Origin of the sequence: Pseudomonas sp. GW456-L13, assembly GCF_017350115.1 — a bacterium.
Classification (GTDB): domain Bacteria; phylum Pseudomonadota; class Gammaproteobacteria; order Pseudomonadales; family Pseudomonadaceae; genus Aquipseudomonas; species Aquipseudomonas jessenii.
In genome coordinates this window covers 1,572,193-1,586,532 of the sequence record NZ_JACNAS010000002.1, presented here as the reverse complement: position 1 = coordinate 1,586,532, position 14,340 = coordinate 1,572,193, and the positions used below count along the sequence as shown (strand labels likewise).

General features: G+C 59.6%; 16 protein-coding genes and 1 pseudogene. 12 read left to right on the top strand and 5 right to left on the bottom strand.

All coding sequences use genetic code 11. The features are described from left to right. Window positions 1–6 precede the first annotated feature (6 nt). Both fkpB and ispH read left to right on the top strand, forming a co-directional pair. Window positions 7–444 (top strand): FKBP-type peptidyl-prolyl cis-trans isomerase, encoded by a 438-nt coding sequence (gene fkpB / locus J4D25_RS21330; protein WP_172435403.1) that lies wholly within the window; start codon window positions 7–9, stop codon window positions 442–444. Window positions 445–612: 168 nt separating this feature from the next. Beyond that, the gene (gene ispH, locus J4D25_RS21325; protein WP_057713239.1) at window positions 613–1,560 is read left to right on the top strand and encodes a 4-hydroxy-3-methylbut-2-enyl diphosphate reductase; all 948 of its coding nucleotides are present in this window, start codon (window positions 613–615) and stop codon (window positions 1,558–1,560) included. Here the strand turns inward: ispH and J4D25_RS21320 are convergent. Next, window positions 1,529–2,068, bottom strand: a complete 540-nt coding sequence (locus J4D25_RS21320; RefSeq protein WP_057713240.1) for a GspH/FimT family pseudopilin — start codon at window positions 2,066–2,068, stop codon at window positions 1,529–1,531. The two genes, ispH and J4D25_RS21320, sit on opposite strands and share 32 nt — an antisense overlap. A gap of 130 nt (window positions 2,069–2,198) precedes the next feature. Between J4D25_RS21320 and J4D25_RS21315 the strand changes: the two genes are divergently transcribed. Genes J4D25_RS21315 through thiO form a run of 7 tightly spaced genes read left to right on the top strand, consistent with a single transcriptional unit; the run spans window position 2,199 to window position 6,285 of the window. Further along, entirely contained in the window at window positions 2,199–2,672 is a 474-nt protein-coding gene (locus J4D25_RS21315) for a GspH/FimT family protein (protein ID WP_057713241.1), read from the top strand. Beyond that, the gene (gene pilV / locus J4D25_RS21310) at window positions 2,669–3,118 is read left to right on the top strand and encodes a type IV pilus modification protein PilV (protein ID WP_057713242.1); all 450 of its coding nucleotides are present in this window, start codon (window positions 2,669–2,671) and stop codon (window positions 3,116–3,118) included. The genes J4D25_RS21315 and pilV overlap by 4 nt, the downstream gene beginning before the upstream one ends. Continuing rightward, complete coding sequence (locus J4D25_RS21305; protein WP_057713243.1) at window positions 3,115–3,822, top strand: PilW family protein; 708 nt, start codon at window positions 3,115–3,117, stop codon at window positions 3,820–3,822. Before pilV ends, J4D25_RS21305 begins: the two co-directional genes overlap by 4 nt. A gap of 10 nt (window positions 3,823–3,832) precedes the next feature. Further along, window positions 3,833–4,312, top strand: coding sequence for a PilX N-terminal domain-containing pilus assembly protein (locus J4D25_RS21300; protein WP_057713244.1), 480 nt, complete (start codon window positions 3,833–3,835; stop codon window positions 4,310–4,312). Beyond that, a complete protein-coding gene (locus J4D25_RS21295) occupies window positions 4,299–4,712 on the top strand; it encodes a hypothetical protein (RefSeq protein ID WP_057713245.1) in 414 nt (137 codons plus the stop codon). Before J4D25_RS21300 ends, J4D25_RS21295 begins: the two co-directional genes overlap by 14 nt. A gap of 14 nt (window positions 4,713–4,726) precedes the next feature. Then, window positions 4,727–5,128 (top strand): type IV pilin protein, encoded by a 402-nt coding sequence (locus J4D25_RS21290; RefSeq protein ID WP_057713246.1) that lies wholly within the window; start codon window positions 4,727–4,729, stop codon window positions 5,126–5,128. A gap of 56 nt (window positions 5,129–5,184) precedes the next feature. Continuing rightward, window positions 5,185–6,285, top strand: coding sequence for a glycine oxidase ThiO (gene thiO / locus J4D25_RS21285; RefSeq protein ID WP_057713247.1), 1,101 nt, complete (start codon window positions 5,185–5,187; stop codon window positions 6,283–6,285). A gap of 128 nt (window positions 6,286–6,413) precedes the next feature. Here the strand turns inward: thiO and J4D25_RS21280 are convergent, their stop codons facing one another. The 4 genes and pseudogenes from J4D25_RS21280 to J4D25_RS21265 form a co-directional block, all read right to left on the bottom strand. Beyond that, window positions 6,414–7,751 (bottom strand): sigma-54 dependent transcriptional regulator, encoded by a 1,338-nt coding sequence (locus J4D25_RS21280; protein ID WP_057713248.1) that lies wholly within the window; start codon window positions 7,749–7,751, stop codon window positions 6,414–6,416. Continuing rightward, a pseudogene (locus J4D25_RS21275) lies at window positions 7,748–8,068 on the bottom strand (hypothetical protein); the annotation flags it as partial. The pseudogene J4D25_RS21275 and the gene J4D25_RS21280, both read right to left, overlap by 4 nt. Window positions 8,069–8,091: 23 nt before the next feature. Continuing rightward, window positions 8,092–8,325, bottom strand: coding sequence for a PP0621 family protein (locus tag J4D25_RS21270; protein WP_057713250.1), 234 nt, complete (start codon window positions 8,323–8,325; stop codon window positions 8,092–8,094). Window positions 8,326–8,450: 125 nt separating this feature from the next. Next, window positions 8,451–9,473 (bottom strand): outer membrane protein assembly factor BamD, encoded by a 1,023-nt coding sequence (locus tag J4D25_RS21265; protein WP_057713251.1) that lies wholly within the window; start codon window positions 9,471–9,473, stop codon window positions 8,451–8,453. 151 nt (window positions 9,474–9,624) lie between these two features. Between J4D25_RS21265 and rluD the strand changes: the two genes are divergently transcribed. The 3 genes from rluD to clpB all read left to right on the top strand — a co-directional run bounded on the left by rluD (window position 9,625) and on the right by clpB (window position 14,163). Beyond that, window positions 9,625–10,587 carry a 23S rRNA pseudouridine(1911/1915/1917) synthase RluD gene (gene rluD / locus J4D25_RS21260; RefSeq protein ID WP_008052092.1) on the top strand — a complete coding sequence of 321 codons (963 nt, stop codon included), beginning with the start codon at window positions 9,625–9,627 and terminating at the stop codon, window positions 10,585–10,587. Further along, entirely contained in the window at window positions 10,584–11,303 is a 720-nt protein-coding gene (pgeF, locus tag J4D25_RS21255; protein WP_057713252.1) for a peptidoglycan editing factor PgeF, read from the top strand. The genes rluD and pgeF overlap by 4 nt, the downstream gene beginning before the upstream one ends. A 295-nt stretch (window positions 11,304–11,598) precedes the next feature. Next, window positions 11,599–14,163, top strand: a complete 2,565-nt coding sequence (gene clpB / locus J4D25_RS21250; protein WP_057713253.1) for an ATP-dependent chaperone ClpB — start codon at window positions 11,599–11,601, stop codon at window positions 14,161–14,163. Window positions 14,164–14,340 lie beyond the last annotated feature (177 nt).

Genomic DNA, 14,340 nt, shown 5'->3' with positions numbered 1-14,340 from the left:
CAGGTATTGGCTGAGCAACGCATCGGCCAGAACACGGAAGTCACCTTGCATTTCGCATTGCGCCTGGAGAACGGCGACACGGTGGACAGCACCTTCGATAAAGCCCCGGCGACCTTCAAGGTCGGTGACGGCAACCTGTTGCCAGGTTTCGAAGCGGCGCTGTTTGGTTTCAAGGCCGGTGACAAGCGCACGCTGAGCATCGAGCCGGAAAACGCTTTCGGCCAGCCCAACCCGCAAAACGTGCAGATCATCCCGCGTTCACAGTTCCAGGACATGGAGCTGTCGCCAGGTTTGCTGGTGATCTTCAACGATGCGGCCAATACTGAACTGCCGGGCGTGGTCAAAGAGTTCGATGACGCGCAAGTGACCATCGACTTCAACCACCCGCTGGCGGGCAAGACGTTGACCTTTGACGTAGAGATCATCTCCGTCAAAGCGCTGTAAGGCATTACGGGGCAGCTTCTGTTGCCACCGGACCCTGTGGGAGCGAGCTTGCTCGCGATGAGTACCTGACATTCAATATTGATATTGACTGACACTCCGCCATCGCGAGCAAGCTCGCTCCCACAGTTTGTTTTTCATTGTTTTCGCGCGCAAGACACGAGGCACAGCATGCAAATCAAACTCGCCAACCCCCGTGGCTTCTGCGCCGGTGTGGACCGGGCGATCGAAATCGTCAACCGCGCCCTGGAAGTCTTCGGGCCGCCGATCTATGTGCGCCACGAAGTGGTCCACAACAAATTTGTCGTCGAGGACCTGCGCTCCCGTGGTGCGATCTTCGTCGAAGAGCTGGATCAGGTGCCGGACGACGTCATCGTGATCTTCAGTGCCCACGGTGTTTCCCAGGCGGTGCGCAGCGAAGCGGCTGGCCGTGGGTTGAAAGTGTTCGACGCCACGTGCCCGCTGGTGACCAAAGTCCACATCGAAGTGGCGCGCTACAGCCGTGACGGCCGAGAGTGCATTCTCATCGGCCACGCCGGTCACCCGGAAGTCGAAGGCACCATGGGCCAGTACGATGCTGGCAATGGCGGCGCGATCTACCTGGTCGAAGACGAGAAGGATGTCGCGGCGTTGCAGGTGAACAACCCTGAAAAGCTCGCCTTCGTGACCCAGACTACATTGTCGATGGACGATACCAGTCGCGTTATCGACGCTCTGCGTGCGCGCTTCCCGGCTATCGGTGGTCCGCGCAAGGACGACATTTGCTACGCCACGCAAAACCGTCAGGACGCGGTCAAGCAACTGGCCGACGAGTGTGATGTGGTGCTGGTGGTTGGCAGTCCGAACAGCTCGAACTCCAATCGCTTGCGCGAATTGGCAGAGCGCATGTCCACTCCGGCCTACCTGATCGACGGTGCCGAAGACCTGCAAAAGAGCTGGTTCGACGGCGTCGAGCGTATCGGCATCACCGCTGGCGCATCCGCCCCGGAAGTCCTGGTGCGCGGCGTGATCCAGCAGTTGCAGGCCTGGGGTGCCACCGGTGCCGATGAATTGGCAGGTCGCGAGGAGAACATCACGTTCTCTATGCCTAAAGAACTGCGCGTTCGTTCGTTGCTCTGAATTGATTCCTTTTTTCGCATAACGGCTGCCCAACCTTGTCGTTGCGCAGGCTGACGCGACCGGTCCGTGCCAACACCACTTGATGTTGGCTTACCGGTTCGCGAACGGTGCAAATGTATAACGTCCCTCCAATCAGTGACTCGCCCTGACCTCTGAATCGTATGGAACTTTCGACCGGACCGTTCCCCACAATCGACACGCGTGCGCCGCTCTGGCGTTCGGCCAGCAGTGGATTGTCGCTGTCCATCTCCCCCTTGCCGCTGATATCCAGAATCATCCGCCAGCCTTGGCTCCAGTCGCCATTGATGCCGTGAATCACCACGGCCTGGTTGCGGACGATGGCTTCGCTCCGGGCGGTGCGAATACTGCTGAAAAGGGCCTGCGCCGCTTGCTGTCTCTGGTTCGACTCGATCAGCGTTGCGAACGCCGGGCTGACCAAATGCAGAACAATTCCTGTAATTGCCAGTCCCATGAGCAGTTCGATCAGGCTGAAGCCTAGTTGCCGCATGACATCTCCCTCCGTGGTGTGCTGTGGCCCGCGCAATCCCTGCACGAGAAATGGCAACGCAAACGCACCGCATCGCTCGAATGTTGTGCTGCGCAAGAGCAGGTATAGCCGAAGGAAGCAGAAGGCCCCGATGGATCATCCTACAAAAGGTTTCACGCTGATCGAGTTGCTGGTCGCGATCGCGATCCTTCTGATTCTGCTGACTCTGGCTGTCCCGGCGTTTACCCGCTCGATGCAAACAACGAGGGCGGATACTGAAATCGCTGACCTGCGACGAGCCCTGAATTTTGCCCGGCTCGAAGCCATCGAGCGGGGCAATGCCACACGGGTGCGACCGACGGCCGGTGGGGTTGCCTGGAGTGGGGAACTGACGGTTTACGACGGTACTGGCGCTTTGGCCAATGTATTGCGGGTTGTTCCGGCGATGAGCGGCGGTGCAACTCTGGCACTAACCTCTGACGTCACTGCCATCGATTTCAACAGCATGGGCGGATTGTCATCACCGTCCTCAGAGGTGGTGATCAGCTATGGGCGGGGAGCACAAAGCAGGACGCTGACGGTGTGTTTGAACGGACGAATTCTATTGGGTGGGAGTTGCGGATGAGGGCAGGGAGGCAAGGCGCGCAGGAGGGCATGACGCTGGTCGAAGTCCTGGTGGCGTTAGTCATTCTGGGAGTGGGCCTGCTGGGGGCGGCGGCGGTTCAGCTCAATGCGCTGAAGTACACGGACAGTGCGCGTATGACCAGTCAGGCCAGTTTTATCGCCTACGACCTGATGGACCGCATTCGCGCCAACGCCGCAGCGGATTACACCATTGCGCCGCCGGCCTCGGGCAATCCGGACGTTACCCGGGATCAGGACCTGTTTGATTTCAACGCCAACATCGTCAGTTCACTCGGAGCCTCCGCGACGGGCAGTGTGACCGTCAACCGGCAGGTGTACACCATCACTATTACCTGGGACGACTCACGGGCCGCGAATACTGCCGATTCGCGACGCAGCTTCATCCTGAGCAGCCGCGCGGCCATTGATCCGATGGTGATCCCGTGAGACGCCGCAGCAAGGGTTTTAGCCTGGTCGAGTTGCTGATCGCCATGGCGTTGAGCCTGATCGTGGTGCTGGGCGTGGTGCAGGTTTTCATCGCGGCCAAGAACACCTATCTCAGCCAGAATGCGGCCGCGAACATGCAGGAGGACGCACGTTTCGTTTTGAGCAAAATGATTCAGGAGATTCGCATGGTCGGCATGTTCGGTTGCCTGGAAAGGATCACTGATTCCAGCAAGAAAGGTGATTTCCATGCCAATCGTGTAACGCCGATCCGTTGGGACAATGGCAGTCGCAGTTTGACGCTGGTTACGGCGGATGTCGGCAGCAATGGCGACAAGCCGGACTGGACCGTGCTTTCCGATTGTAGAACCAATTCGACGGCCTACAGTGAAGGTCGGACACCAGTGGCAGGACAACTGGCATTTCCGATCCGGCGGCTGATTTACAGCTTCAACAACAACCAACTGCTCATGAAGGGCGGGGATGCAGCAGGCCAGGTATTGGTGGATAACGTCGGCGCTTTCGACGTGAGCTTCGGCCTGGCCAGCACGGCCACTGATCTGGCTGCTTCGCGCTACAGCAGCAACCCGCCGAACCCCGCGCTGATTCGTAGCGTTCGCCTGAGCCTGACCCTCACCGATCCGAACCACCGCGTGAGCGATCAAACCTTCAACGTGGTTGCCGCTCTGCGCAACCGCTTGCCATGAGAGGGTGCCAATGAATCGGTCTCCCATGACGTGTTACACCCAGCGCGGCATGGCCCTATTGGTCAGCCTGGTGTTCTTGCTCTTGCTGACGTTGATTGGCCTTTCATCGATGCAAAGCGCCACCCTGCAGGAAAAAATGGCCGGTAGTGTCGCCTTGCGCAACCAGTCGTTTCAGCGTGCCGAAGCCGCATTGCGGGTGGGCGAGAGTACAGTGCAACGGGACAGTTATGCGCTACCTGTTTGTAGCGGCACCGTTCAATGTGCGCCACCGTCCGAGTCTTCGACTATTACCGCTGCCGGTTTCAACGCTTCTTCCGGAGTGACCTGGATTGCATCGGGCAACGGCTTTTATGGCGTGCAAAACATCGGTGTCAGCCGAGATGCGGTGAATGTGCCAATCAAGACCCCGGCGACGTTGTATCGGGTAACGGCAGTAGGCATCGCGGGTCATTCGCGCAGTGTGGTGGAGAGCATCTATGCGAAGTACTGAGCGATGTATCCGGCGGAGGTCACAACTGTTCGGTGTGGTAGTCGCGCTGAACCTGTCGGTGGCGGCGCACGCTGCCACGCCACCGGATTCGCCGGCACTGAATCGGCCAGCCTGTCTGTCGAATGGCAACTGGTACGGGTTCTACCACAGCAATCAGGGATTGAAAGCCGTCTGCCTGAGGCTGCCCGATGCGATCAGCGTTAAGATGCTCGACGGCAACGCCGATGGCGTGGTCGACAGCATCGACACGCTGTCCGATGGCGTAATCTTTGTTGGAGAGCATTCGACCCAGGACGTCAGCGACAATGGCGGGGCCGTGAACGATTCCACTGGCGACGATACTCCGGGGATGGAAAAATCCGGCGGTAGCCGTCGCATCATGTGGCGACAAATACAGTAAGTGAGAGTTGAGGCATGCGTAGTACCAACCGCGGTTTTACCCTGATCGAAATCATGATCGTGATTGCGATCATCGGGATTGTCATGACCATTGCTGCCCCGAGTTTCACCGAATACCTGAACAAGGGTCGTCGCGCAGAAGTGGCGGGTCTGCTCTCGGAGCAGGCGCAGATCCTGGAGCGCTTCTACTCGCAGAAAAATGTCTACACCGATGCGACGGGCCTCAGTGCCGGCAATGATTACTACAGCATCACACCGACCCTGGCCGACCAGGCCTTTCTGCTGACGGCGGTGCGTAAAGCTGACTCGAGCATGGCCACTGACAAGTGCGGTGATCTGACCATCACCAACACCGGTGTACTTGGCATGGTCAACGCAAAATCCGGCCTGACCAGCAAAGACTGCTGGGGGCGCTGAGTTTCTATTTCGGGTGCCTTTTGTACCCTCTGTCTATTTAACGATTGGATCAGAACATGACCAGGCAACAGCAAGTGGTGATTGTCGGCGGTGGGGTGATTGGTTTGCTGACGGCCTTCAATCTCGCCTCCGAAGTGCAAAGCGTTGTGCTGCTGGATCGCTCGAGCGTCGGCCAGGAATCGTCCTGGGCCGGCGGCGGCATCGTTTCGCCGCTTTACCCGTGGCGATACAGCCCGGCGGTCACCGCGTTGGCTCACTGGTCCCAGGACTTTTATCCACAGCTGGGCGAGCGCTTGTTTGCCGCCACTGGCGTTGATCCTGAAGTGCACACCACCGGTCTGTACTGGCTGGATCTGGATGACGAGGCTGAAGCGCTGGCTTGGGCTGTCCGGGAAAATCGCCCGCTTAGCGCGGTGGATATTTCGGCAGCACACGACGCCGTGCCGGTGCTGGGCAGCGGTTTTTCCCGGGCGATCTACATGGCCGACGTCGCCAACGTGCGTAATCCGCGTCTGGTGAAGTCACTCAAGGCTGCGTTGCTGGCGCTGCCGAACGTGACGATCCATGAGCAGTGCGAAGTCAGCGGGTTTGTTCGTGAGGGCAACAAAGTGGTCGGCGTGCAGACCTCCACAGGTGCTGTCCCGGGCGATCAAATCGTCCTGACGGCGGGGGCCTGGAGCGGTGATTTGCTCAAGTTTCTTGATCTGACGCTGCCGGTCGAACCGGTGAAAGGGCAGATGATTCTCTACAAGTGTGCGGCGGACTTCCTGCCGAGCATGGTCCTGGCCAAGGGCCGTTATGCGATTCCCCGGCGCGACGGGCACATATTGATCGGCAGTACGCTGGAGCATGAAGGCTTTGACAAGACGCCGACCGGGTCGGCACTGGAAAGCCTGAAGGCGTCCGCGGTGGAATTGATCCCGGCGCTGGCCGATGCCGAAGTGGTGGGGCATTGGGCCGGATTGCGCCCGGGATCACCCGAGGGCATTCCCTACATCGGCCCGGTGCCGGGTTTTGATGGGCTCTGGCTCAACTGTGGGCATTACCGAAACGGGCTGGTGCTGGCGCCAGCGTCATGCCAGTTGTTTGCCGATGTAATGCTGGGCCGTGCGCCGATTATCGATCCGGCGCCTTATGCGCCTGCCGGGCGGCTCTGACTGCTGGATCGCTGTCGTTTACCCGGTCGCTATCGCGAGCAAGCTCGCTCCTGCAATGGTTCTGAGGTGTTCGCAGTTGTTGTGTTCACCAATGACCCTGTGGGAGCGGCTTGCTCGCGATAAGGGCCTCAATCCAATCCAAACTTCTTGAGCCTATAGCGCATCGACCTGAATGACAGGTTCAACCGCTGAGCCGCCGCCGTGCGGTTCCAGCGGGTTTCCTCCAGGGCCTGGAGCAGTAGTTGGCGTTCGATGTTTTCCAGGTAGGCTTCCAGATTGTCGATCCGGGTGAGGTCCGGCACGCCACCCTCAGCCCCATAGTTGCCTTCAGCCAGGCGCAGGTCGCCGGCTTCGATCTGTTTGTTCTCACATAAGGTGTGCGCCCGTTCGAGCATGTTTTCCAGTTCCCGCACATTGCCCGGGAAGCGATAGCTCTTCAGCGCATCGAGGGCTAGGGGGTGGAGTCTCGCCGCAGGTTGACCGGTATCGGCGGCCAGGCGCTTGAGAATGTGGCTGGCTAGCATTTCGATGTCATCACGGCGCTCGCGCAAGGGCGGCACCCGGAGTTCGATCACGTTCAAACGGTAGTAAAGATCATGACGAAATCGTCCGGCGGCGACTTCGGTACCAAGGTCCTTGTGCGTGGCGCAGAGAATGCGCACATCCACCGCCACTTCCTGCTGCCCGCCAACGCAGCGTACGGATTTCTCCTGAATCGCACGCAGCAATTTGACTTGCATGGACAGCGGCAGGTCGGCGACTTCATCTAGGAGCAGGGTGCCGCCGTGGGCTGTCTGGAACAGGCCGGGCTTGTCTTCGATGGCGCCGCTGAAACTGCCTTTGCGATGGCCGAAAAACTCGCTCTCCAACAGTTCCGAGGGAATCGCCGCGCAGTTGATCGCAATGAACGGCTGATTGGCGCGAGGGCTTTGATCGTGGATCAGGCGCGCGACCAACTCCTTGCCGCTGCCGGACTCGCCGCTGATGTATACCGTCGCATGGCTGCCGGCCAGTTTGGTGATGTGTTTGCGCAGGTTGCGCATGGGCAATGAGTCGCCCAGCAAGCGACGATCGATGCCGACCCCGCGGGCAGGAACCAGCAGGGCGTTGGTGACCAGCTCACGCAGACGCGTAAGGTCCACCGGTTTGGTCAGGAAGTCGAATGCCCCGGCCTTGAGCGCATTGATCGCGTTTTCGAGACTGTCATAGGCGGTGATCATCGCCACCTGGACCCGGGGGTGGCGTTGCTGGATGTGCTGCACCAGCTCCAGGCCGGTACCGTCCGGCAACTGCATGTCGGTCAGGCATAGATCGAAGGTTTCGCGTTTCAGCAAGGACTGCGCTTCGCCGACGTTGCGGGCGTTGAACGTCTCCAGCTTCATCCTTCCCAGGGTGATTTCCAGGAGTTCGCGAATGTCCGGTTCGTCATCGACAATCAAGACTTTTTGTCGTGGTCTGGTGTTCAACGTGGGTTCCGTCCGAGAGCAAAGGTCATGCAAAAGCAGCCGCTTTCCTGGCGTGCCTTGAAGTCTAGGCGGGACAGAATGCTTTCGCCCGGCTGGCCGGACAGATAAAGCCCCAGGCCCTTGATATGGCGGGCTGGGGCTTCATTTTCGAGTATTTCCAGTGATTTCAGCTCGAGCCGTAGCGGCGACATTTGCTCGCGGCGCTGCAGGTGCAGGACGTTTTCGATTACCCGGTTCATTCGCAGAGAGAGGTCTTGAATAATCTGTGTCAGACGTCGATCTGCGCCTTTCAGTTCCTTGGGTGCGCGCGATAGTTCTTAATCGGCCGCTAGGTGACGTGTCAGCGGCCGCTGGAATCCTTGTCTTGCTCGAGGTGAGCCTGGCTGCAATACCAACGTTGGTCGAGGCTCAGCGCGCGGTCGCGGGGCAGGTGGACGCCACAATGGGCGCAACGGACCATGGGCGCCGCGTCCCGCTCGGCAGGGGGCCTGGGGGTGGAAGCCTGACCCTTGAACTTGCGCCAGAACCACACTGCAGCGGCAATCAGGGCAATCCAGAACAATAAACGAAGCATGGTGAGCTGCTTTTTGATTGATGAAGCGGCAGTTTAGCCAAGGACCTGACAGGCGCACAGTGTAATAAAGCGCCGAAATAAAAAAGGGAGACTCGAAAGTCTCCCTTTTTGCACAACCCGGGGTGTCAGTCGAACACGCCGAAGGTCATGTAGCTGAACCACGAGCGGTCACTGTTGTTGCCTTCCGCTTCGTGATTTTCTTCTTCGATCGCGTCGCCATTGTCGTCTTTAGGCTTGAGCTCGCTCGGGATGGCGTCCTTGGCGTCCTGGAACTGCCTCTGTACGTCCTGGTTGGCGCGGGTTTCGCCTGGTGGCAGCGGCGGACGGGACTCGATCAGGCCCAGGGTCGCCTTGCTCAGCCACGAACGGTTGTCCGCTTCGGCGACGGTCGGTACGAACTGGCCGTCCACCAGCGTCGGGTGGTTCGGGTAGTTGAGCTTCAGGGTTTCCAGGCTGGTGGCAGCCAGTTCGTCCAGGTGCAGGCGCTGGTAGGCCTCGGTCATCACCGCCAGGCCGTCGCCGACCGAAGGGGTTTCCTGGAAGTTTTCCACCACGTAACGACCGCGGTTCGCGGCGGCGACATAGGCCTGACGGGTCAGGTAGTAGTCGGCCACGTGAATTTCGTAGGCCGCCAGCAGGTTGCGCAGATAGATCATGCGCTGCTTGGCATCCGGTGCGTAACGGCTGTTCGGGAAGCGGCTGGTCAGCTGGGCGAACTCGTTATAGGAGTCGCGGGCGGCGCCCGGGTCACGCTTGGTCATGTCCAGCGGCAGGAAACGCGCCAGCAGGCCGACGTCCTGGTCGAAAGAAGTCAGGCCTTTGAGGTAGTAGGCATAATCGACGTTCGGATGCTGTGGGTGCAGACGAATGAAGCGTTCCGCAGCGGACTTGGCCGCTTCTGGCTCGGTGTTCTTGTAGTTGGCGTAGATGAGTTCGAGTTGCGCCTGATCGGCATAGCGACCGAACGGATAACGCGATTCCAGAGCCTTCAGCTTGGCGATGGCACTGGTGTAGCTACTGTTGTCCAGGTCATTTTGAGCCTGTTGGTACAGCTCGACTTCACTGAGGTTTTCGTCTACGACTTCCTTCGATGAGCAAGCAGCGGTCAATGCGAGGATGGCGATCAGCAGCAGGTGTTTCACTTGCATGGCGGCTTGCGTCCCTATGACGGCCGCTGTCTTGGGCGTGGCCGTCCTGTTATGATGAGCGCCCCGTTGAATAGCCTCGGGGCAAAAGACGCCGTATTTAACCACAAGCGCGCAGCCGAAACCAAAGGCTGTGCCGACGCCTAGTCTGAGCATGTCCGATAAAATTGAACTTCGCGCAGAGGTGCCGTCCGAATTGGGCGGCCAACGCCTCGATCAAGTCGCCGCACAATTATTCGCTGAGCACTCGCGCTCGCGCCTTTCCGCCTGGATCAAAGACGGCCGCCTGACTGTGGATGGGGCGGTTATCCGCCCGCGAGACATCGTCCACGGCGGCGCCATCCTTGAGCTGACTGCCGAGCAGGAAGCTCAGGGCGAATGGGTCGCTCAAGACATAGCCCTGGATATCGTCTATGAAGACGACGATATCCTGGTGATCAACAAGCCTGCGGGCCTGGTGGTGCACCCGGCTGCCGGTCATGCCGACGGCACCTTGCTCAACGCCTTGCTGCACCACGTGCCGGACATCATCAATGTGCCCCGCGCCGGTATCGTGCATCGCCTGGACAAGGACACCACCGGTCTGATGGTGGTGGCCAAGACCATTCAAGCGCAGACGCAGCTGGTTACACAGTTGCAGAGCCGCAGCGTCAGCCGGATCTACGAGTGCATCGTGATCGGTGTGGTGACAGCCGGTGGCAAGATCAACGCGCCGATCGGTCGTCACGGCCAGCAACGCCAGCGCATGGCCGTGATGGAGGGTGGCAAGCAAGCCGTCAGCCATTACCGCGTGCTCGAACGCTTCCGCTCCCACACCCACGTGCGGGTGAAGCTGGAAACCGGTCGTACGCACCAGATTCGCGTGCACATGGCGCACATCAACTATCCGTTGGTCGGAGATCCTGCCTATGGCGGTCGTTTCCGTATTCCGCCGGCCGCCAACCCAACCATGGTCGAGTCGCTGAAAAACTTCCCGCGTCAGGCGCTGCATGCGCGTTTCCTGGAACTGGATCATCCGACCACCGGTCAGCGCATGAGCTGGGAATCGCCATTGCCGGAAGATTTTGTCTGGTTGCTGACCCTGCTCAAGCAAGACCGTGAGGCGTTCATCGGATGAGTGACTGGCTGATTCCTGACTGGCCCGCGCCGGCCGGGGTCAAAGCCTGTGTGACCACCCGTGCGGGCGGCGTCAGTGTGGCGCCGTTCGACAGCCTCAATCTCGGCGATCACGTCGACGACAGCCCTGAAGCTGTTGCCGAGAATCGCCGTCGTCTGACCGATCATTTCTCCATTCAACCGGCCTGGCTGCAGCAGGTCCACGGGATTGTCGTAGCCCATGCCAATCCAGGCCGGGTGGACACTGCCGATGCCAGTTGGACATCAACGCCGGGCGTCGCCTGCGCGGCGATGACCGCTGATTGCCTGCCTGCGCTGTTTTGCGACCGTGCCGGTACTCGCGTCGCGGCAGCTCATGCCGGTTGGCGCGGGTTGGCGGCGGGTGTGCTGGAAGCTACGCTCGACAGTCTGGCGGTACCGCCTGCCGAGGTATTGGTATGGCTCGGTCCGGCCATTGGTCCACAAGCGTTTGAAGTTGGCTCCGAAGTGCGCGAAACCTTCGTGCAGCAACTGCCTCAAGCCGCAGAAGCCTTCGTGCCAAGTCAAAACCCCGGCAAGTTCATGGCTGACATCTATATGCTGGCGCGTTTGCGTCTGGCGGCTCGCGGTGTAACGGCTGTCTATGGTGGCGGTTTCTGCACCGTGACCGATCCTCGCTTCTTTTCTTACCGCCGTGCGCCCCGCACTGGCCGATTCGCCTCCCTGATCTGGCTGTAGCGCCCTGTCTCACGAATACTGTTCCTCTTTGACGGCGTCTGTTGCCGTCATGCTGCGTTGCCGCTCCTCGCCATAGCGGGCTATGACTCGTCGCGGCGCCTTGCCTGACGACAACAGCCACTCGCCAAAGAGGAACGTATTCGTAAGGCAGGGCGCGACCGCTAGACTTGCCTGACCTGCATCAACGTCCCGACGCTTGAAACTCCCAGAATCGACCACATCTATTGTGGTATCTGGCAGGTTTCTTCATTCAGGATGTTTTATAGGTCCGGCCTGCTCAAAAGGAAGGTGACCCATGCGTATAGACCGTTTAACCAGCAAATTGCAGTTAGCGTTGTCCGATGCCCAATCCCTGGCAGTCGGCCTCGATCATCCGGCCATCGAGCCGGCGCACTTGATGCAAGCCTTGCTCGAACAGCAGGGCGGCTCGATCAAGCCCCTGTTGATGCAGGTGGGCTTCGACGTCAACAGCCTGCGTAAAGAGCTGACCAAAGAGCTCGACCAGCTACCGAAAATCCAGAACCCGACCGGCGACGTGAACATGTCGCAGGATCTGGCGCGCCTGCTCAACCAGGCCGACCGTTTGGCCCAGCAGAAGGGCGACCAGTTCATCTCCAGCGAGCTGGTGCTGCTCGCCGCCATGGACGAGAACAGCAAGCTCGGCAAGCTGTTGCTCGGCCAGGGCGTGAGCAAGAAAGCCCTGGAAAATGCGATCAACAACCTGCGTGGCGGCGAAGCGGTAAACGACGCCAACCACGAAGAATCGCGTCAGGCGTTGGATAAATACACCGTCGACCTGACCAAGCGCGCCGAAGACGGCAAGCTCGACCCGGTGATCGGCCGTGACGATGAGATTCGCCGGACCATCCAGGTGCTGCAACGTCGTACCAAGAACAACCCGGTGCTGATCGGTGAGCCTGGCGTGGGTAAAACCGCCATCGCCGAAGGCCTGGCCCAGCGCATCATCAATGGCGAAGTGCCGGATGGCCTCAAGGGCAAGCGCCTGTTGTCCCTGGACATGGGGGCGCTGATCGCCGGTGCCAAGTATCGCGGTGAGTTCGAAGAACGCCTGAAATCCCTGCTCAATGAGCTGTCGAAGCAGGAAGGGCAGATCATCCTGTTCATCGACGAACTGCACACCATGGTCGGCGCCGGCAAGGGCGAAGGCTCGATGGATGCGGGCAACATGCTCAAGCCGGCCCTGGCCCGCGGTGAGCTGCACTGTGTGGGCGCCACTACGCTCAACGAGTACCGCCAATACATTGAGAAGGACGCCGCTCTCGAGCGACGTTTCCAGAAAGTGCTGGTGGACGAGCCGAGCGAAGAAGACACCATCGCCATCCTGCGTGGCCTCAAGGAGCGTTATGAGGTTCACCACAAGGTGGCGATTACCGACGGCGCGATCATTGCCGCGGCCAAGCTCAGCCATCGCTACATCACTGACCGGCAGTTGCCGGACAAGGCCATCGACCTGATCGATGAAGCCGCCAGCCGCATCCGCATGGAGATCGACTCCAAGCCGGAAGTGCTGGACCGTCTGGAGCGGCGCCTGATTCAGTTGAAGGTGGAATCCCAGGCGCTGAAGAAAGAAAGCGACGACGCGGCGAAGAAGCGTCTGGAAAAATTGCAGGAAGAAATCGCACGTCTAGAGCGTGAGTACTCGGATCTCGAAGAAATCTGGAATTCGGAAAAAGCCGAAGTCCAGGGTTCTGCGCAGATCCAGCAGAAAATCGAGCAGTCCCGTCAGGAGCTGGAAACGGCCCGCCGCAAAGGCGACCTGAACCGCATGGCGGAGTTGCAGTACGGGGTGATCCCGGACCTGGAACGCAGCCTGCAAATGGTCGACCAGCATGGCAAACCCGAAAACCAGCTGCTGCGCAGCAAGGTGACGGAGGAAGAGATCGCCGAAGTGGTTTCGAAGTGGACCGGTATTCCAGTGTCGAAAATGCTCGAAGGCGAGCGCGAAAAACTGATGAAGATGGAAAGCCTGTTGCACCAGCGTGTGATCGGCCAGGACGAAGCGGTCGTTGCGGTTTCCAATGCGGTGCGGCGTTCCCGCGCCGGGTTGTCCGACCCGAACCGGCCAAGCGGCTCGTTCATGTTCCTCGGCCCGACCGGTGTCGGTAAAACCGAGCTGTGCAAGGCCCTGGCCGAATTCCTCTTTGATACTGAAGAGGCGATGGTGCGGATCGACATGTCCGAGTTCATGGAGAAACACTCCGTGGCTCGCTTGATCGGTGCGCCACCAGGCTATGTGGGGTATGAAGAGGGTGGTTACCTGACCGAGGCCGTTCGTCGCAAGCCGTATTCGGTGATCCTCATGGACGAAGTCGAGAAGGCGCACCCGGATGTGTTCAACATCTTGCTGCAAGTGCTCGAGGATGGTCGTCTGACCGACAGCCATGGCCGCACGGTGGACTTCAAGAATACCGTGATTGTCATGACCTCCAACCTGGGGTCGGTACAGATCCAGGAACTGGTCGGTGACCGTGAGGCGCAGCGCGCGGCGGTGATGGATGCGATTTCCAGCCACTTCCGGCCGGAGTTCATCAACCGGGTCGACGAAGTGGTGATCTTCGAGCCGTTGGCGCGGGATCAGATCGCCGGCATTACCGAGATCCAGCTGGGCCGTCTGCGCAGCCGCCTGACCGAGCGCGAGCTGAAGCTTGAACTCAGCCCGGAAGCCATGGACAAGCTGATCGCGGTCGGTTACGACCCGGTATATGGCGCACGGCCGCTCAAGCGCGCTATCCAGCGCTGGATCGAGAACCCGCTGGCGCAGTTGATCCTGTCCGGTCGATTCATGCCGGGCGATACCGCTCACGGTGTGGTGGAAAACGACGAAATCGTCTTCGTCTGATCCAGATCGGCAACAAAATTGAAAAGGCCTCGCATTGCGAGGCCTTTTTTTCGTTAGGCTGTTGAACTCAAAGGAAAAGGCTTGTAAAGTGCGCCCCGCAGTAAGTCACCCGCCAGGGTTTCCGCTCCCCAAGCAGGAATCCAAAATAAGTTGCAAATCATTAACTTGAAAGCAATT